The 20,178-nt window shown below is 53.6% G+C and carries 11 protein-coding genes; 5 read left to right on the forward strand and 6 right to left on the reverse strand.

Features of this window, described 5'->3' with window-relative positions; translation table 11 throughout:
- The first annotated feature begins 102 nt into the window (after positions 1-102).
- From OGM81_10975 to OGM81_10985, 3 genes are all read left to right on the forward strand, one after another.
- Positions 103-870: an ATP-binding cassette domain-containing protein gene (locus OGM81_10975; protein UYJ42855.1), complete on the forward strand. Its 768-nt coding sequence runs from the start codon at positions 103-105 to the stop codon at positions 868-870.
- Positions 867-3,272 carry a hypothetical protein gene (locus tag OGM81_10980; GenBank protein ID UYJ42856.1) on the forward strand — a complete coding sequence of 802 codons (2,406 nt, stop codon included), beginning with the start codon at positions 867-869 and terminating at the stop codon, positions 3,270-3,272. Before OGM81_10975 ends, OGM81_10980 begins: the two co-directional genes overlap by 4 nt.
- Before the next feature lie 90 nt (positions 3,273-3,362).
- A complete protein-coding gene (locus OGM81_10985; protein ID UYJ42857.1) occupies positions 3,363-3,650 on the forward strand; it encodes a winged helix-turn-helix domain-containing protein in 288 nt (95 codons plus the stop codon).
- Between the two features lie 203 nt (positions 3,651-3,853).
- On the opposite strand, the gene OGM81_10990 is transcribed toward OGM81_10985, so the two are convergent.
- On the reverse strand, positions 3,854-5,239 hold the full coding sequence (locus tag OGM81_10990) for a glycoside-pentoside-hexuronide (GPH):cation symporter (protein UYJ42858.1): 1,386 nt from the start codon (positions 5,237-5,239) through the stop codon (positions 3,854-3,856).
- Positions 5,240-5,268: 29 nt separating this feature from the next.
- A complete protein-coding gene (locus OGM81_10995; protein UYJ42859.1) occupies positions 5,269-8,340 on the reverse strand; it encodes a DUF4981 domain-containing protein in 3,072 nt (1,023 codons plus the stop codon).
- A 186-nt stretch (positions 8,341-8,526) separates the two neighbouring features.
- On the opposite strand from OGM81_10995, the gene OGM81_11000 reads away from it, so the two are divergent.
- Together OGM81_11000 and OGM81_11005 are read left to right on the forward strand one after the other, a co-directional pair.
- Positions 8,527-9,390 (forward strand): AraC family transcriptional regulator, encoded by an 864-nt coding sequence (locus OGM81_11000; protein ID UYJ42860.1) that lies wholly within the window; start codon positions 8,527-8,529, stop codon positions 9,388-9,390.
- A gap of 58 nt (positions 9,391-9,448) precedes the next feature.
- Entirely contained in the window at positions 9,449-11,335 is a 1,887-nt protein-coding gene (locus OGM81_11005) for a KAP family NTPase (protein UYJ42861.1), read from the forward strand.
- Between the two features lie 103 nt (positions 11,336-11,438).
- Here the strand turns inward: OGM81_11005 and OGM81_11010 are convergent, their stop codons facing one another.
- From OGM81_11010 to OGM81_11025, 4 genes are all read right to left on the reverse strand, one after another.
- Complete coding sequence (locus OGM81_11010; protein UYJ42862.1) at positions 11,439-11,822, reverse strand: hypothetical protein; 384 nt, start codon at positions 11,820-11,822, stop codon at positions 11,439-11,441.
- Between the two features lie 51 nt (positions 11,823-11,873).
- Entirely contained in the window at positions 11,874-18,956 is a 7,083-nt protein-coding gene (locus OGM81_11015) for a SpaA isopeptide-forming pilin-related protein (GenBank protein ID UYJ42863.1), read from the reverse strand.
- 47 nt (positions 18,957-19,003) lie between these two features.
- On the reverse strand, positions 19,004-19,636 hold the full coding sequence (locus OGM81_11020) for a class B sortase (protein UYJ42864.1): 633 nt from the start codon (positions 19,634-19,636) through the stop codon (positions 19,004-19,006).
- Positions 19,637-19,767: 131 nt separating this feature from the next.
- Positions 19,768-20,169, reverse strand: a complete 402-nt coding sequence (locus OGM81_11025) for a recombinase family protein (protein ID UYJ42865.1) — start codon at positions 20,167-20,169, stop codon at positions 19,768-19,770.
- Positions 20,170-20,178 lie beyond the last annotated feature (9 nt).

Consider the following 20,178-nt stretch of genomic DNA (forward strand, 5'->3'; position numbering starts at 1 on the left):
TGTTTGGGCATCTCCGCCCCCTTGTAACAAATCCGTAACAACCCGGTGGTACCATGCGGGCAAAGCTTCACCATCCTGCACAAAAGAAAGCGTACATCTGCCATGCAACTGGAATTGAACAATCTGCGCAAAACCTATCTGCTGCCCGCCCCGCTGCTGCACCGCCGCGGGCAGGGCAAACCGAAAACCAAACAGGCTCTGGCTGGGGTGTCGCTCACCCTCGGCCCGGGCCTGTATGGTCTTTTGGGGCCGAACGGCGCGGGCAAAAGCACGCTGATCGGCATCATCACCGGCGGGCTGACCGCCGATTCGGGCGAGGTGCTGTGGTGCGGCCACCACGCGCACGGCATCGCGTTCCGCCGCGTGCTCGGCTATATGCCGCAGCAGCAGGGCCTGTACGACAGCTACACCGGCCGCCGCTTTCTCGCCTACATGGCCGCGCTGAAGGAAATCCCGCGCGTCGCCGTGCCCGGCGAGGTCGCGCGCGTGGCCGCGGCCGTCAACCTGACTGACGAGCTCGATAAACGGCTTTCGGCGTACAGCGGCGGCATGAAGCAGCGCCTTTTGTTGGCCGCTGCCCTGCTGGGCGACCCCAAGCTGTTGATTTTGGACGAACCGACGGCGGGTCTTGACCCCAAGGAGCGCGTGCGCCTGCGCACGCTGCTGGCCGGTATGGCACAGAACCGCATTATTCTTGTGGCAACGCACGTTGTTTCGGATGTAGAAACAGTAGCAACCAAAGTTATTCTTTTGCGCGCCGGCAAGATCGTGGATGCCGCGCCCGTGCCGGAGTTGATTGCCAAATACGCACCCGACCAAGGGCTGGAGGATGTCTACCTGAACGTGTTCGGTGAGGGGGACGGCAAATGAGCCTGTTTTTTGCCGAGCTGCGCAAGGTGTGGGGCAACCGGCTGTTCCCGCTTTTACTAGCCGTGCTGGCCGCCGCCAATCTGCTGCTGCTCTGGATGGGTACCCGCCCGACCGCGGGGCAGCCGTCCGCCGCAGCCTACCGCGCCGTCGGCGCGCAGCTCGACGGCCTGACAATGGAAGAAAAGGGCGCATACCTGCACGGGAAATATACCGAGATTGAGAGCCTTGTCAAGATCGGCGGCTTCTACCGCGATATGGCCTACGCCGGCAGCAGCTACCTGCAAGCCTACCGCGACGAGAACGCTGCAATGTTCGACGCCTACGAGCAGGAATACAAGGACAAAAGCTATACACTGTTCACCGACGACCTGAACACCGAATATCGCCTGTTCAATCAGCTGCAAAACGAGTACGACACCGTGGCTGCCTACACCGATTTTCTGGACGGCGTGCAGACCAAGGCGACGCAGCTGGCGGGCATCTCGATCTTTCAGAACGACAAAACCGGCTACGACCTGAAAAACATCGAGCAAACCGCCGAGGTCTACGCCGGACTGGGCGCGACCGAGATCGACTACTACCCTCAAAAGGGATTGTACACGGCGATCTCCTACGCCTTTACTGACCTGATTTTACTGGCCGCCATGCTGCTGTTGGCGCTGCTGCTGGTTCGGCAGGAGCGCGACAGCGGTTTGTTGGGCCTTGTGCGCAGCCTGCCGGGCGGGCGTCTGCAAACGGCGTTGGCCAAATTAGCGGCGTTCGGCGTCAGCCTGTTGGCTGTGTTGGCGCTTTTGTACGGCGTGAATCTCGCCTACTGCGGTGCGAGCTTCGGTTTGGGCCCGCTGACGCGCACGATTCAGAGCGTGCCGGCCCTGATGCGCTGCACGATGCAGATCACGGTCGGGCGGTATCTGCTGCGGTTTTTGCTGGCCAAGTGGGCCGGGGCGTTCGTGATGGGCCTTTGGGTCATGTTGGCGGCGCTGACGGCGCGCCGCGCCGCCGCGGGCTGGATCGGCGCGTTGGCGCTGCCGTTGGCGATGTACGGCGTGCGCGCGGCTATTCCGGCCACGAGCCATTTGAACGTAATCAAATACGCAAACCTCGTCAGCCTTCTGCAAACCAACGAGCTGCTCGGCAACTATCGCAACCTGTTCTGGTTTGGCACACCGATCGGGCTGCCGCTGGTCGAGTGGACGGCGGCGGTGTTCTACGGAGCGCTGTTCGCTGCGGCGTTCTGCATGGTATTCGCCCGCGCACAGCTGCTGCCCGCCGCCAAGCGCGGCCTTGTGTTGGGGCTGACGCGCAGGACGAAAGCGACCTCTATTATAAAGGAAGAGGGTCGCAAGCTGTTTGTGCTGAACGGCGCGGCAGTGTTCCTGGCAGCGTTCTTGGCGTTCGGCGTGTATCAGGGCGTGACAAGCGAAAGCTATATTGATGCCGACGAAATTTATTACGCCTACTACATGAAGCATATCTCCGGCCCGTGGACGGCGGAGAGCCGCGACTGGCTGACCGCACAGGGCGAGGAGTTTGCCCCGATGCTGGCCGTACAGCGGCGCGTGGCGCGCAGCGAGCTGAGCAGCGAGGCGATGCTGGCCTACGGCGCATTACAGCAAAAATACAACATTTACCAACAGGTCGTGCAGAACAACATCAACTACTATCTGAAAGAGCACCCCGGCGCGTGGCTGGTGTACGAGAGCGGCTACAAAAAGCTGTTCGGCTTCAGCGGTACCGCTGACGTGCAGGACACGCTGTGGGCCGGGCTACTGTGCGCACTGTGCTTCAGCGGCCTGTTTGCGATGGAGCGCAAGGGCGGCATGGAGACCGTGCTGCGCGCCACACCGTTGGGCCGCCGTGCGACCGTGCGCGCAAAGCTGCGCCAGAGCGATTTGGCGGCGCTGGGGATCGCCGCGGGCACGGTGCTGCCGCATCTGTGGCAGGTGCTGCGCGATTACGGCTTGCCCGCGCTGCTGGCTCCGGCGATGAGTATTTCGGAGCTGGAGGCTGTGCCGAAATGTATCACGCTTTCTGATTTGCTGCTGTTCTGGCTGCTCTGCCGCGCAGCAGCCTGCCTGTGCATGGCGCGGCTGACGCTGTGGTTGGGGCAAAAATTGGGTAGCCTGTTGGCGGCGCTGTTCGTTTCGGCGGTCGGCTACTGCCTGCCCGCGCTGCTGGCGCTTTCGGGTATGAGCAACGGCATCGAATGGCTGGGCTTTTACCCGCTGTTCCACGCCGCCGCACTGTGCCAAACGCAGGGCACGAACGCCGCGGGCGCGCCGTACAATTTGCTGTGGGTGCCGATATTTTTGGTCGTTGTAGCCGCGGCGCTTGCATGGGCCATCGGCAACGATTTGACGGAAGCCTACGAGTGGGCGGGCGTGGATTTGGACGCGTTGTGAGCCTTTGCAGAGGTTTGTAAATCAGTACTATACACGCATGGCTGCTAGACAACGGTCACGCCGGATTTTACGAATAATCAGGTATTACACATGATGAACAACATCAATTTACAAATTGACGCCGCCGCACGGCAGGTATCGCAAAATGGCAAGGCTGTGTACTTGACGCAGACTGAGTTCGACCTGTTGCTGTATCTGCTCGACAACGCCGGCCGCATTACCACCCGCTCCGAGCTGTTGGCGCAGGTTTGGGGTATCACCGCGCCCATCCACACCCGAACGGTCGATATGCACATCGCCAAGCTGCGCCACAAGCTCGGCGCGCAGATCGAGATCACCTCCGTCATGCGCAAGGGATATGTGACGAAGAAAGCCTGATCAATGCAAAATCAAAATAAGAGCATGTAAACCAAAATTGCATCAATAATGGGAACAGCCTCCCCATTATTGATGCAATTTTGGTTTGTATAGCAAATTTCAATAGGTATATAATAATTTCAGTTAAAAAGTTTGATATAACGAAAAATGCCTCGCGCGCAAATCGCATGCGTGAGGTATTTTGAGAAGGAGAATAGTGAATATCAGTTTTTCATTTCGGCGCGAATCTTATCGTTGGCCTCCTCGACCTTCATGCGGGAGAGGATAAAGGTGATGATGGCGTCCAGCACAAAGGGAATTACGAGGTACATGAGTTTCAGCATATTGATGCAGGATTCCGGCTGCACAGCCAGCGCCTTATCGTAGTTGCTGAACGCCAGCAGCCAGCCGGTGATGGCGGTGCCGAGACCGCCGCCCAGCTTGACACCGAGCGAGGTGCAGGAGTACATCGTGCCGTCCACGCGCTTGTGCTTCGTCAGCCAAGTGTACTCGGAGCAGGAGGCGATAACGGCATTCATGTCGCCCTGCCACGGGCCCTGACCCAGTGCAGCGATGGCCGTGAAGAGCAGCATCATCTTGACATCGCCGGTGCCAGTATAGCCGGCCACGGCAACGAGCGCGCGGGCCACGGTAGCAAGGGCATAGCTGCCGACGTTCAGTTTGTACATACCGTGCATCTTGGCAACGAGGGTCGGGGTAAAGACCAGTGCGATGATCAAAGGAATGTTGATGGCCCAAGAGAACACGCCGAACAGGTTCTTGTCGCCAAGGATATGGGCGGTGTAGTAGGTACCCATGCTGATCATGGCACCGTAAATCTGCTGCAAAATGTAAGTGACGCAGATCATCAGGTAGTATTTGTTGGAACCCAGCAGCTTGGCAGCTTCGACAAGACTGTACTTCTCGTCTTTCTCGATTTCTGCTTTAACCGAGGTATCGACCAACTCTTCCTCCGGCAATTCCTTGACGGAAAAAACAGAGAGCGTGTTGACAATCAGACCGATAATGGCATAGACGATAGCCACGGTGCGCCATGCTTCGGCGGTGTCGCCCAGTGCGGAGACAGCCAGCAGCGTGACGGACTGGATGGCAAGGCTGGTGGCGAATGCGAACATGAAGCGGTAGGAACCCATCTCAACGCGCTCGGCGCTGTTCTTGGTGACAAGGGCGGTCAGGGCAGAGTAGGCGATGTTGTTGGCGGTGTAGAACACGGCATTCAGCAGAGTGTAGCAGATTAAGAACCATGCGTACTTGGCAAACTCGCTCATGCCCATGGGGATGGCGAAGATGCCGACCAGTGTGATGGCGCAGCCGATGTAGCCGTAGAGCATCCACGGACGGGCCTTGCCCAGCTTGGAGTGCGTCTTGTCGATCATCGAGCCAAAGAAGATGTCGGTAATGCCGTCAAACAGCTTGGACACAGCGATCAGCGTGCCGACGATGCCGGGATTCAGGCCGACGGTGTCGGTCAGGTAAATCATAACGAACGAGGAGAGGAACGCATAGACCACGTTGCCCGCAACATCGCCGGAGCCGTAACCGACCTTGTTATACCATTTTAAATAGCGTCTTTCCGTGTTTTCAGACATGAGATTTTCTCCATTCTTTTGTGTAGGGGTTATGCTTTTTCAGGAATCAGACGGATGCTGAAATCGAAGGAAGCGTTGTTAAGGCGGTACTGCTCCGCCAGACGCGGCCCGCAGCTGGCAGAGCCGATGCCGTTCTGTGCATAGTCAAGGCAGAGAACGGTGCTGTCACAGGGATGCAGCTCATAGTTGTGCGCCTTTTCAGTCAACTCTTCCTGCGTGTAGTGCGAGGCGTTGAAGCAGAACGGCTTTGCACCGACAGCGGTAAGCTTGATGCCAGCGCCATCCAGCTGGACATAATCGCAATCATAGTGACTGCCGTTCTCCTGCGGGCGAATGTAGTCCTCGTGCTGCTGCCAGATGGTGGAACTGAAGTAGTCGTGGCTGGCAGCATGGTGCTTGTCGCAGTAGCTTTCCATCGGACCCATGCCGAAGTAACTGACGCGGGCCATTTCTTTTGGCAGGAACAGGCGCAGGCCAAAGCGCGGCAGTTCGGGGAATACCGTGTTGCGCTCAGCGTGCAGTGCCAGCGTTACTGCACCGCTGTTGGAAATCGTCCAGCAGACATCCAAATCAAGGAATTTCTGCAAGCTGATCGGTGCAATGCCGACTTTGGCGCGCAGAGTCACACCGCTGTCCGTCACCTGATACTCGGTGCGGTAGGCGTTGGTCATACAGTGGTCATAGCGGGCAGCCAGCCAATCCAGCTTCAGCTTGCGGTCATTGTCCGTAGGAGCACGCCAGATGTTGAACTCCATTTCCTTGTCCAACAGGACTGCATCCTCGTACTGCATCGCGGCGAACAGACCCGTCAGCTTATTAAAGTTGTAGGTGAAGTTCTTGCCGCGCAGCGTCAAATGGCGGTCCGTCTCCTGAACAGTGATTGTGCTGTTGGAAGGGGCATCACTCCACATAGCCAAAGTTTTCTGGTTGCGGCTGTCTTCGTTTTCCAGCAGGATTTCATCAAAACCCAGAAGATGATCTTCCGAACGCAAGGGCAGGTCTTTATCGCAATGGTAGAAGATTTTCAGGAAACACTTGCCTTTATCGGGAATATGGACGGCCAACGGCAAGGCGTTTTCGCTGTGCGGCGGCAGGGTGAAACCGTCAGGGTAGGGGATGAAGCCGCTGTCGATGACCTCGCCGTCGCAGCTTACCTGATAGGTTAGTGCGGCATACTCGGTCAAATCAACAAAGTCCATGTAGTTGTGCAGCATGAGCATGCCGGATTCCCGGTCGTACTTCACAACACGCGCCGGGCGATAGACGTTCTTGAACTCCAACAGCCCGGTGTGCGGGCGGCGGTCAGGGTAGACCAGACCGTCCATGCAGAAGTTGCCGTCATGCGGCCACTCATTGTGGTCGCCGCCGTAATAATAGATGTCGCGGCCGTCGGGCATCTTCCCTTTATAAATACCGTGGTCGCACCACTCCCACAGGAAACCGCCGACCAAGCCGTCATGGCTCTGAATGAACTGGAAGTAATCCTCCAAATCGCCGGGGCCGTTGCCCATGCAATGGCTGTACTCGCACATGATATAGGGTTTGTCCGGCTCGTTGTCCAGATATTCCTGAATGCTTTCGAGAGAAGGGTACATATTGCTGAACATATCAATGTTCGAGAAATCGTATTTACGGTTCTTGCTGCGGTACTGGGCGCTCTCGTAGTGGGTCAGGCGGCGGGGGTCAAAACTCTTTGTCCATGCCAGCGCTTCTTCGAACGTGCAGCCGTAGGCGCTCTCGTTGCCCATCGACCAGATGATGACGCAGGGACGGTTCTTGTCACGCTCCACGCAGAGGCGGGTGCGGTCTACGGTGGCCTCGGTGAACTCCGGGTTGTCTGCGATGGGCTTGTTCCAGTTTTCAACGTGGTTGGGCCAGCTTTCGTTGCCCTCGCAATAGTATTCGGACGCACCGTGGCTCTCATTGTCGGCTTCATCAATGACAAAGAAGCCGTACTGGTCGCAGAGCTGATAGAAGTAAGGCACATCCGGGTAATGGCTGGTGCGGATGGCATTGAAGTTGTGCTTTTTAATCATGAGCAGGTCTTTTTTCGTCTGCTCAAAGCCAACAGCATATCCCGTGACGGGATCGGATTCGTGGCGGTTTACACCGTGGAACTTGATGGACTGGCCGTTGACATAAATCTGGTTGTTGGCAACATGAACCTCACGGATGCCCACACGGTCCGTAATGGTCTCGCAGGGTGTGTCCAACACAAGGGTATATAAGTAGGGCTGCTCTGCGTTCCAGAGTGTCGGGTCAACAACGGTGATTTCTGCATGATAGGGGAATGCCGCATCATCCAGTGCTTCCACGGGCGTTACGCTGCCGACCATCGTGCCGGCTGCATCGTAGAGGGTGATGCGGGTGGCAACAGCGGAATCGTAGTAACGCAGGCGGACAGCAACCCCTGCGGTGCTGCCGTGGATGTTGGTGGTGATGAAATAGTCCTCAATGCACTGTTCCGGGCGGCGCAGCAGGTAGACATCACGGAAAATGCCGTTCATGCGGAACATATCCTGATCTTCCATGTAGCTGCCATCGCACCATTTCAGCACGAGGACCGCCAGATGGTTGGTGCCGTCCTGCAAAAACTTCGTTACATCGAACTCGCTTGTGGAATGGGCGACCTGACTGTACCCGACAAACTGACCGTTGAGCCAGACGTAGAAGCAGGAGGCAACGCCCTCAAAATTCAGAAATGCGCGCGGGGCAGCGGCATCCTTTTGGTAGGTGAAGTCGTAGAGGTAAGCGCCGCAGGGGTTCTCTTTGGGAACATACGGTGGATCAGCGGGGAACGGATAACGGATGTTGGTGTACTGGTGGTGGTCGTAGCCGTGGTTCTGCCACACGCTGGGGACCGGGATGCTGTCAAAAGCGGAGGCATCATAGCCGACCTCATAGAAAGCATCCTGCAAGTCATAAATACTGGCGTAGTACCGAAATTTCCAGCTGCCGTTCAAAAGCTGGAAGCGATCCGAGGTCTCGCGGTGCTCAACTAAAGCATCGCTGCGCCGGGATGCCGGAATGTAATAGGCACGATTCGGCATGGTACCCACATGCAGTGTGTGCGGGTCCTCGTAATAGTGCGGAATAATCATCCATTCTCCTCCTGTGATTTATACAGTTCTGCTTGCGTTTCGTATGAAATTATTATACAATTTCCATATACAATAAAACATAAACGGTATTGCACTAAATATGCACAAAATCAATGGCTTTTTGTAAAGTGAAGGTAAAATGGACGAAGAACCTCGCAATATTCACAAAAACAGGAGGAGATTTTTGTGTACATTAACTCTGGCTATCTGAACAATTCCCGTACAGATTTCAAAGACAACTCCACGCCGTTGGTGGTGGGCAGCTGCGGCACCTACCGGCTGAAAACGCGCCCCAAACTACCGACTTACTGGCAGAAAGGGCGCAGGGATTACCAGATTTTATATGTGGCAAACGGCAAGACGCATTTCTGGTTTGACGGCAGGGAAGAAATCGTCAGCGCGGGCCATATGGTGCTGTACAAGCCGGAAGAAATTCAAAAATATGTATATTATCTGGAAGATAACCCGGAAGTTTTCTGGATTCACTTCACAGGCAGAGATGTAAAGAACATACTGGCGTATCACGGCATCTCGCTCGATGAGCATGTGTTCTACTGCGGTGTGCTGCCGGATTACAAGGCGTTGTTCCGCAAAATCATTCAGGAGTTGCAGCTGTGCCGCTATGGGTACGAGGACTATATTGCATCGCTGTTCAACGATATTCTGCTGTTGGTGAACCGCCAACAGCATGAACAGAAAAAAACCACTGGCAACGTCCAAGAGCAAATTGAACGCGCGGCGGCTTACTTCAACGAGAACTATAACACAAAGATAAGTATAGACGATTATGCGGAATCCCTGCACATCAGCACCAACTGGTTTATACACAATTTCAAACAGTACGCCGGTATGTCCCCGGCCCAGTACATCCTCTCCTTGCGCATGGTCAACGCCCAAAGCCTGTTGGAGCGGACGACCTACAACATCAAGGAAATTTCCGAAATCGTAGGGTATGAGAACCCGCTGTATTTCAGCAGGGTGTTTAAGAAGGAGATAGGGAAGTCACCGGCGCAGTATAGGAAAGAGCGGGCAACGGAGGAAACTGTGTGAGAAGTATAGACTAAAAAGCACTTGTAGTTTCTGAAATGATATGGGAGGAATAATTCCTGTGAAAACAATAGAAGAAATTGAAAATTATATAGAAGAACAGGACCAGAATGGTGCGCTGCTCGTTACGGGAAAATGGGGTAGCGGGAAGACATATCTAATACGTCAAATTGAGAAGAAGTTGAATCAAGAACCTAAATATTTGATGGCGGTTGTGTCGCTATTCGGAATCGAGGACACAAACACATTATCAAAAAAGGTAAAGGAAGCTGTGGCATATGCCCAGACATTCAATAAAGCAGAAAAATCGGGGAAAGGACATATTGCAAAAGGTGTCAATATCGCAAAACAGCTTTCAGAAAAGGCAGCGGCTTTTGGTGAACTGTTTGACTTTGGAAAAATCAAAAAGATAGCAAAAAGTGCGAATATGTTGCTGTCCATTGATATCCATGATTTTTTACCGATTGAGAAAGAAGTCTATTGTATAGTTGCAGGGGAAGAGCAGCCTGTTAAAAAGAAATTGGTTTTAGTATTTGACGATTTTGAGCGATGTAAAATCGGTGTAATTGATTTATTGGGAATTATAAATACCTATGTAGAAGACAAAAGAATTAAGACAATAGTAATTGCATCGGAAGATAATATAGAAGATGAGGAAAATTACAAAACTTTTAAGGAAAAAGTTGTAGAGCGAACAGTCAAGTTGGACGTGGAGTATCGAAGAATCCAACAGGAAATGATTGAAGACTACAAGACAGAAACAAGTGAATACAAGGAATTCTTGAAAAAAGAAAGCCCAAAGCTATTCCAAGTATTTGAAGAAAGCGGGAGTCGCAATCTCAGAACATTCAAATCATGTTTGATAGATTTTGAACGTGTGTATGGGTTATGGCACAGCCTAAAACTTCCTACTGATGGTATGGGAGAGGCACTATATGTGTTTGTCGCGTACCTTTTCGAAGTGAAGGGTGGAAACTACAAAAAAATGGATGAATATGATGAATACCATTTTAATTTTTTGGAAGAAAAAGCAGAGGATAAAAAACGGAATCCCCCTCGATGGCAAACAACACAAGATGGTGAAAATAGTAAGTATAAAAGATATAATGCACAATATCGAATTCAACCGCTTATTCGTTGGATGATTGAAGGCGAGTGGAATGAACAGCGCATAAAAGCCGCTTTGAATCAACGCTTTTCAGTAAAAGAAACTGCACCGGAGCGGGAAGTTCTCGATAAGGCTTTCTGGGAGTTGAGCCAAGAGATTATTGACCGGGGGCTGCCACAAGTATTACAGCAGGCATATGATGGAAAGCTAACAACGGATGATTATGTGGCTCTTTTAGGAAGGCTTGATGATTTCCGGAAAATAGGTGTTCCTATACAGTGTGACGTTGATGATGCAAGATTGCTTCAGGGATTCCATAATAGAAAAGCTAAAATTATAAAGGGAGATATTTGTGAAGAACGTGGACACCGAAGACTTATGAGAGACGAAGGCGAAACTAAATTGACGCCACAAGAACAATCGCTCAATGAGGAAATAGAGAAGTTGCAAGATCAGTGGCCATACTTAATGAACGAGATTTTCTTTATAGATTACTTAAAGAACCCAACATACGAAAGAGGTCTCGCAGCGAAATCTAAAATACTTGTATGCTTTAATGACGAGCTACTTGCCGCATTTCTCTCTGCGTACAAAAAAGCAAATATATCGGAACAGCAAGAAATGCTAACTATATTAAAAGAAATATCTTTTAGGGGTGGCGCAGTAGAACGTGACGAGACGGATACAGAAGTCACAAGGAAAAACCTTGAAAAGTTGGAAAATGCTCTGAATTCAGAGGTTGAGCACACGTCCGATGCCGTAAAAAAGTTCTATGCAAACAGACATTTGGAGACTGTAAAGCAAATCAGACAAAAGTTCTTGAACACAAGGGAAATGTAACAACAAGAACAAAAGATAAAACGAAGTTAGTGTCATATATCGAGTGCGATACAAACAAATCCCCAAGGCAACACCTTGGGGATTGTTGTTATTTAGTGCCTATTTACCGATTCAGAAAGATCCTCGCTGCACTAGGGTCTGGAATCTCCCAGTTGACGTACAGATCATTCAACGGGCAGGCGTGGGGGTCGCGGATATGCTCGTCGATCCAGCCTTTATAAAGTTCACAGAAGTTGGCTTTTGTGAGGACGGCACGGCACTCGGACTTGTCCACGGTGGTGCTGAACAGGTACTCCACATCATGCACCGGCACGATTACCGGCGCACCGGTCGTATCAAAGACGCAGAGAAGATTCTTGCAGCTGCGGCTCACGGCGCGCTGGCAGTCGCCGCACTCAATGTAGATGGTGTTGCGCCAATCGCGGCCTGTGGTGCGCAGGAACTTACAGAGGTGCGAATTGGTAGAAGTAAAACAGGAAACGGACAAAATATCACTCCATTCTTAAATTGTGCGCAGTGTAACAACTTGGCACAGTTTTTATAAAATGCTGCCGGTCTGCGGGAAAGTTTTCATAAGCGGCACGGGCGTATCGGTGCGCTCATCGTACATGGCAAGGTACCCCTCGGAAGATTTCTGCCAGCCGCCGTCCTGCCAGATGAATACAACAAGGGCATCGTTCATCTGCATGACTTTGAACGTGATACTCTCGGCAACCAGATAGCCGTCCGGGGCCAGTTCTTCCACCATCGTGTAGACGTGTTCGCTGGTGTCATCGGACAAAAGCAGCAGATTTTTGTGCGGGTCTTTGGCGGCGGAGCGCTCCGGCAGTACGCGAATGGCATGGTCGCCATCCGTGGTTGTCCAGCGATCAATGGTCGTGCCATAGGCATCGCGAATCGTCAGGCGGGCATCTGCCAGCTTTGCGTTGGTGACAATATCGCGTTTCGTGAGAATCAGCGAATGTGCCGGGGCATCGTACATTGTGACTTTCTGAATCTCTCCGGTCTCCCGCACGGTGAAGTGTACTTCCTCGCTGAGCAGATACCCGGCCGGGGCGGCAGTTTCGGTCAGCGTATACTCACCGGGCTTCAGGCGCTCGATACGGTGGGGCTGGCCGTTGGTCTCCCACTCGGCAATGGTGTTGCCGCTGGCATCGGTGATTTTCAGCTTTGCACCGGGCAGTTCGAGGCCGTCCGTCATGTCAGCCTTGGAAATTTCGACCTTAGTAAAGTCGTCTTTCATATCCACGCGCTGAATATCCCCGGTGGGGCCAACCTCAAAGGTAACGCTCTCGGCGCGGACATAGCCCTGCTCGGTGGGAGCCATCGTCTCGGTCAGGGTGTACGTACCCATCGGGATGCGCTCCATATAGTGAGGTGCGCCGTCCGTGACCCATTCAGCAACGATTTTGCCGTCTGCGTCCGTGATTTTCAGCTTTGCACCGCTGATCTCCTTGCCAGTGGCAATGTCGGTCTTAGAAATCTGCACTTTCGTGTAGTCGTCCTGCATGAAAACGTGCTGAACCTCGCCGTCATCCTCGACCGTGAACTGAACGGCATTGGCAGGCACATACCCGGAATTATCGGGTACGAGCGTTTCCTCCAGCGTATAGGTTTCGCCCGCAACCAGCACAGCCTCTATGTAGTGCGGTGTGTTTTCGGATACCCATTCGTCTACAACATTGCCGTTCTTGTCCAGAACGCGCAGCGTGGCACCGGGGATTTCTTCGTGAGTCGTAATGTCGGCTTTGCTGATTTTTACGCGGGTCGGGGCATCCAGCATTGTAACGGTCTGGCTGAACCCATCGGAATCCTTCAGCAGAATCCAACTTGCAGAGTAGGTGATTTCGGCATCGGTAGGTTTGTCGGCAACCTGCTTATCGGCAAAGAATGCAGGAGCCGCCGCGCCAGTCAAGTAGACCTTATCAAACGTCAAATCGGAGAAATCGCTCTCCCGCAGGCACTTGGCAATGGCGCGGTCATTGGCGGCATCGGTGAAATTCACCACCAGCATGCCGTTCACGCAGTACCAGTTGGCAATGACAACGCCGTCTGCATCGGGATTCTTGCCCAGCAACTTATCCCAGAAAGCACGCAGCTTGGCGGGAATCGTAGCCACGGAATCATCGGAGAATGCAGTGGGGGAGATAATACTGCCGGACTGGTACTCGGCATCTTCGGATTCATGCAGTACCCAGACCGTCGTTTCCTGCAAGTAGCTGTTATCGCCCGTGGCCTGCTCCAAGCGGAACTGAATCGAGCGGGCGGTGGTATAGCCGTCTGCCGGGCGGGTCTCGGACAGCGTATAGATTTTGGTGGTATCGCGGTTCCCGGCAAAGTCGTGGGAAAGATGCAGTCCACGAATCACATGAGCCGTGTCGCTGCTTTCCCAGCTATCCACCACATTGCCGTTCCAATCGGTCACGGTCAAGGTGGCACCGGGCAGGGCAAAGGTGGTATCAGAATCAGAGGCGAAAGCACGCTTGTCGATCTCCACGGTGGTCTGCTTGTCGGAGTGCAGGCAGTCAACGATCTGCCATGCAATAAACTGGTTTTCGTAGGTGAACTCCACCGGAATTACGCTCTGCTCAATCAGGTAGCCGTCCGGCACACTGATCTCGCGCAGGTAGTAGCGGCCACTGTTTGTCGTCCAGTCGTGGGCATCGCTGCTGCCGTAATGTTCGCCGCGCAGGGGAACATCCACGTCAAAATAGGCAAGGCCGTTTTGATCGGTGGTGGCTGTGCCTAGCAGCGTATCGGCGGCGGCCAGAAGCTCACCTGAGATGCTGTAAATGTCGTCTGCGGTGTACAGTTCATAGATGGATCCCGCAACCATCTTGGCATCAGCCGGGATATCGGCACGGTTGCTGCCGCCATTCAAAAGGGAAGCGCGGGTCTTACAGCCGTCCGAATAGGGCGCTTCATCGGTCAAATCGCAGGTGTCGCGGTCCAGCTTATACAGCCCGACACCGACTTTGCCCTCCTCAACGACCGGCAGCACACGGGCGTTCTCAAAGACGAGAATCTGCTTTTCCATCTGCTCGGCGCTGGCATTGCCTACATTTATAATAGAGTAATCGTAGATAACATCGCCATCCTGCGTGTGGTCAGTGACGGCTTTTGCAAGAACCAAGTCGTTGTACTGGTTATCCCAGTCCAGCACCACGGTGTAGGTGTGGTCGGTATGGACAAAACCGTAAGGAGCCTGCACCTCAGAAATTGTGTAGGTGCCCAGCGGCAGTGTGATGGTGACTTCGCCCTTGGTGCCATCGTGGGTTACTTTCAGAAAATCGTAGGTTGCAGTGGTTCGCGTGGGGCTGAACCGGACTTCGTCCACCTGTCCATCTTCGGCAGTGGTAACGGTGGCGACAAGGTCGCAATCTGCGTACCAGAGTGTGCCTTGATTGTCCGGCGTGGGAATATCGCCCTGCGCGTGGATCTCATAGGTGGCATTGGCAAGGTTATCGGACTCGTACACGAACTGTCCGTTCTCGTACCCGGTCAGCACGTTACCAATTTTGCGGATTTTGATTTGCCCCAGTGTCTCGTGGTTATAGTAGTTTTCGGTGATGACGTAGTCGTCCATGCCGTCGGCGCTGCCGCCGCTGACCTGATACACACGGTCCGAGGTCAGCTCAAACACGACATTGTACTGGCGGTCGTTGAAATACCCGCGTGGACCTTCGATCTCGACGATGCGGTACCTGCCCAGCGGCAGTTTTTCCGGGGTCTTCATTTCGCCGTTGGAATCGGTATAGAAAGTGCTGGTCTTTGCCCAGGCATTGCCGGATTTCGGGTCGTTCATCTCAACAAGGGTCTCACGACCGTCCTCGGCAATATAGTAAAGGTTGAACGCAGTGTCGGCAATTTTGACAGGCTTGCCCGTCTCAATGTCGATTTTGACAAGCTGCAAGTAGCCCTCTAATTCTTCGTCCAGAATGTTGTAGGTTATGTAGCTGCCGCTGGGCGTTGTGATGCTGCCGGCAGGCACAGTAAAGCTGCTCTGCGGGCTGGATGCATTGACATTGATAAGGAACGGTTCAGCCTGAAAAACATCCTTCGGTACGGTGGTTTCCACGACGATGTACTGGCCGTAAGGAAGCCCCTGCACACGCAGGATGCCTTCCTCGTTCGTGAAGATCTCGGATAAGCGATATTCTTGCGCATTGTTGGTCGGCACCCAGCCAAGACCCTGCCCGTTGGCAAAATCGCCGTCTGCGGTCAAGGTTGCGTTATAGCGGGTGACGACGGCGGTGTCACTCTCGTACATCGTTGCAACAGCCTGTTCTTCGTCAGAAAAATCAAATTTCAGCGTGTCCTGATCGTAGCTGGATTTACGGTAGACATCCAGAATGCGGGCGGTATCGTAACTGCCATCGGCGTTTTGGGCAAACTGGTCTGCCTTGCTCAGCAGCGATACACGGTACACTTTGAACCCGGCACCGCCCAGCTTAATGGCAGGGGAGGGCTGACCGGTGGTGGACACCAGCTTTTGCAGACTGAACCCGGATTTCAGTACTTCGTCCTGCGTCTGATCTTCAGCGCGGACAACGTAAGTGGATTCATCTGCATAAGTAAGGGATTGATAGTGGTTGACTTCATCACAGAGATAGCCTTTCGCAAAGGACAGGTAGTAGCCGTCATAGGTCTTGCTGCCGTCTAAGGCGCGACTCTCGGCAACAGCAGAATATTGGTTGCGGTAGACATAGTCGATGTATTCTGTGCCATTGCTGGCGAGGGCGGCATAGCTGCCGGTAGGCTCCAGCTTTTTGTTGAGCAGGGGATACTTGCCGGAAAGATAATACTGCCCGTTGGAATCCACGGGGATCACGATGCCGGTGGCGCGCTCCACAAGGTAGTAACGACCTAAGTAGAGATTAGAAAACGCCAGCTTGCCGTCCTTGATGGCGGCGGAGGCTACAAGGTAATCCTTTTTCAGCACCGGGAGATAGTCGGACTTCCATGCGCCGTTGGTAAGCACGGTGGTATGCCAGATGGGGTTGCCGCTGGAATCGGTGATCTTGGAGTAATCGACAATGCCGGAAACGCCGTTCGGATGAAGAATGTCCTCGGCGGCATACAGGTCGTACACGGCACCTTCAAGCGTTGAGTCGCCATTACTGCCTGCGGCCAGATACCGGGCGGCATCAAAGTCTGCTTTGGAGAGAGTGATGCTGCCGAGAGTGCGGTCGTTCTGCATGGTGTCGACATCGGCGTGCATGGTGTAGGAATCCTCGTTGCTGGCAATACCTGTAGGATCGGTGGTATAGGTCTTATCCGCATTGCGACTGCCAAATGTAATTGTGACGATGCCCTCGCCGGTGTCGATGAGCGTACCACCGCTGTTGGCCGTGGTAATGTCGGCGTTATAGTCCGCGTTGCCCAGCCAAATCGTCTGACCGTCTAATGCTTTCGTGATTTCAAAGGCATACGCCCGCTTACCCAGCACAGAGCCTGCCGTGCCGGGTTTGGTTACATCCGTCCAATCGCCATAGTACCCGCTGGGAGCATGGCTTTCCACGATGACGAACTTACCCTCGTTTCGCTGGGTGTAATAGATATTGTCAGAACCGTTGGCATAATTGCTGTGGTTGATGACTTTGTAAGTTCCATCTGCTTGGCGCTCAACCTTGTACTGGTTGTACCCACCATTGGGGATGTAGCACTGCCGGACGGTATCCCACTCGAAAATCTTAAACTCGGCATCGCCCTTGATGCGCTGCTTGGTTTCGCTGTCGATTTTGTCAATACTGACTTTGACCGACCACTCATCGTTTTTCATCTGGTAATAGTTCGAGCTGTTGGCAGGAACAGTAATCGTCTGGTGGCTGCTCAGAGCACCAGACGTGGTATCGAAGCCGTGCGGAATGGTGATTTCATCGTAGCTAAACGTAATATTTGCAAGCTGTGCCCGCGCCGAGGCGATGGCAGCATCTACCATACCTTGTGCTTCGTTTTTCAGTTGGTTGATGGCTGCATTTTTGGCAGCCTCGGCAGCGGCATCCGCTTCAGCCTGGCTGGTGAACGGTCCTTCCTGCCCGCTGAGTGTGCTTGTGCTGGTCTTGGACACCTCATAATGTACTGTCCATGTGGCAGAACCATCGCCGCCATTCAAATGGTAGTTGTCGTCCTGCGTGTGACCGCTGGTGGTAATGGTCTGCGCTCCGGCAGGAGTCATCTTCCAACTACCGCCGTCCACACTGCCGCTGGTCTGGCTTGGAGTGACGGTAATGACTGCACCATCCACTTTCTCCAGCGTATTCAGCTGATACTTATCGGTGTTGACGGTGAACGTCAGATCAAAGCTGCCTCTGGCGCTCTGTGCAGGAGCGGTCCATGAAGCAGAATAATACTGCGGCTCAGGAGCACTCGGCACGTCCGGAATTTCGGTGCCGCCAGCAATTTCCTCACCAACCAGCGCCACAATCTGCCATGCGTAGCCTGCGGGCGGATTATAAATGTAAGTGTAATAACCGTTCTCACCAGACTGCACCGCCGTGCCGTCTGCCAATTCTTCGGCGGCAGCAACATAGGCCTGCGCAGCATAACTATCAGGATAGTTGGTAATGATCCACTGCTGGGTTTCATCGTAGATCTCACTGATGAGGTCGGGCTGCTCTGTATCCGCGCTCATAACAACGGGCTTGCTGTCCAGCATATCGAGACTCAACTGACCGAGGCCGCCCCAAATGTTGATTTGGTTCGCGTAATGGTTGCCGGGGGTGTACTGGCCGGGCTCAAGGCGAGACACATGGTCAAAAGTGTAGGTCGGGCAGCCATTGGGCTGACCGTTCAGACCATGACTGCAACAGTAGGCTTCTTGTCCGTTGAACCAAATAAGCCAAGTGCCGCCCTCTTTGGCAATGCTGGTGATTTTGCCGGTGGCATAGGGCGGGGTAGGACCTGCTGCGAGTGTTGCAACACCGTTATCGGCATAAAGCTGTGCAGGGGCTGCATCATCCGACAATTGTACATGAATAGATTTCTGTAAAGTGGTGCCGTCCGGGCTGGCGTAAACAAACTGCGCAGTGAAGTCAGAAAAAGCCTTCACATAAAAGCCTGTTGCAGCCGCAGATTGCTCGGCGTAAGTCTGATGTAGGATTTTGGCTTGCTCGGCATCATCGGCAGAAATGAGGTCTGCATCAGTAGATGCGTAGCTGAGAACCTCCACCCCTTTCGGAAGTACAACTTCTGCTGTTGCACTGTTTGCGGGGTATTCGGTTTGTACCAACAGAGGAACTACCGCATAATCTGCATCGGGATTGCGGCCAACGATGACGGTGCTTTCATTTCCGTTCAGCGCATCGGCGTCCATGTGGGCATCGGTACCATCATACAGGTCAGATACCCATGCCGAGATGCTGATTTTCGTCTCACCGATTGCCACAGGCAGCCCCATGCTGCCGAGATAACTACCAGTAGGTGCATCGGGCAAATCGTTGTACAGATTTTCGGTAATCTGAGAAAGGTCTGGGGTTACGCTGTCCGTAATTTCGGGAACAAATGTATCTGCTATCTCTGGCGTGGAAATCTCCTCGGCCGAGGCAGCAGGAATCATCGTACAGCACATGGCACCCGCCATGAGCGCCGCAGATAAGCGGTGTTTGAGTTTATATTGCATTGCATATCTCCTTGTGTGGTTTTATACGTCAAAAGAGTGCGTGCGATTTAGGATTTTACATCTGCACCACCTCCATCAATCAGCTTGGCAACGACCAACAGGCGGCTGTTAGGGTCTGCCGTGCAGGTGGAAAGCGTCAGAATATGGTCATCAGTCGTCACGTCCACACCGTAGTCGAACGCACAGCCGGCAACAGCCTTGTCCAGAATTTGCTGAAATGCTGCATCGTCCGGGTCAGCCTGAATACAATCGGTATCATCGTTTGCATCGCAGACCCACACACTGAAAATCTGGTACGCCAACTTTTCATCTGCCAGCGAAACATAAATGTACGGGTTTTCCTGCCCGAACTCGAACACGCGGTATTTGTGCAGATCCTCAAACCCGCCGGTATAATCTTCGTCGGTAAACGTATGCCCGTAAAAAATCAGATTGCGAGAAACTTTTACGCTGCTGTCCATGCGGCAGGCATAGTCGGCGTAGATGCAGCCGTGGTAATCCTCGGACCCATTCTCGTCACGGCGCAGATAATAGTCATTGTCGCCGTACTGCTGCACAGGCGCGTCAATGTTTGTGCCGGGAATCGTGATCCACGCCACGGTGTCCGGGTTTTCTTTCTGCGCGGCGGCAAGTCGTTCATCGGGTGGCTCAACATGTTCGGCCTGTTCCCACGCGGGCATCACTGAATTTTCATTACCGGAACGCCCGAAAAGCAAGAACCCAGCCAACAGCAGCCCGACCAAAACAAAAATAATGACGAGTCGCAGCAAATCGGGATTGGCGGTATCGCAGAAGCGTTTGAATTTTTCTCTCACTGCGGCACCTCCGCAACATCATCTTCCTGCCACGGCAGGCGGGGCAGGGGCGCGTAGTGGCGGCCGTTCGGCTCGACCCAACTGCCCTGGCCGCCGGCAAAAATGTGGATGTTGAACGAGTTCAGCACGGTCAAAAAACTCTCCATGTCGGCGGCATCACAGCAGAGTGAATCCCGGTTGCCGATCAGCAGCACATCGAAGCGATGCTGCTCGGCATCCTGCAAAATCTCCTTGACGGCGGGGCGCATGAGCAGCGGCACAGGCTCGTTTGTCTCGGAAATGCGTTCTTTCTGTACGCCCCACTGCAATTTGCGGGCGGCGCGCTGGCAGGCAAGGCGCTGTCTGCCCATGCTGGCAAGATTCTTCGGGTCGGACTGGTAAAGGCATTGTGCAATCATTGTTTTCCT

Source organism: Oscillospiraceae bacterium, from assembly GCA_025758045.1.
GTDB lineage: Bacteria > Bacillota > Clostridia > Oscillospirales > Ruminococcaceae > Gemmiger.

Excerpts from the sequence above, each read along its gene's own strand:
- OGM81_10975 (UYJ42855.1), top strand. The coding sequence starts at position 103 with ATGCAACTGGAATTGAACAATCTGCGCAAAACCTATCTGCTGCCCGCC.
- OGM81_10980 (UYJ42856.1), top strand. The coding sequence starts at position 867 with ATGAGCCTGTTTTTTGCCGAGCTGCGCAAGGTGTGGGGCAACCGGCTG.
- OGM81_10985 (UYJ42857.1), top strand. The coding sequence starts at position 3,363 with ATGATGAACAACATCAATTTACAAATTGACGCCGCCGCACGGCAGGTA.
- OGM81_10990 (UYJ42858.1), bottom strand. The coding sequence starts at position 5,239 with ATGTCTGAAAACACGGAAAGACGCTATTTAAAATGGTATAACAAGGTC.
- OGM81_10995 (UYJ42859.1), bottom strand. The coding sequence starts at position 8,340 with ATGATTATTCCGCACTATTACGAGGACCCGCACACACTGCATGTGGGT.
- OGM81_11015 (UYJ42863.1), bottom strand. The coding sequence starts at position 18,956 with ATGCAATATAAACTCAAACACCGCTTATCTGCGGCGCTCATGGCGGGT.
- OGM81_11020 (UYJ42864.1), bottom strand. The coding sequence starts at position 19,636 with ATGCCCGCGTGGGAACAGGCCGAACATGTTGAGCCACCCGATGAACGA.
- OGM81_11025 (UYJ42865.1), bottom strand. The coding sequence starts at position 20,169 with ATGATTGCACAATGCCTTTACCAGTCCGACCCGAAGAATCTTGCCAGC.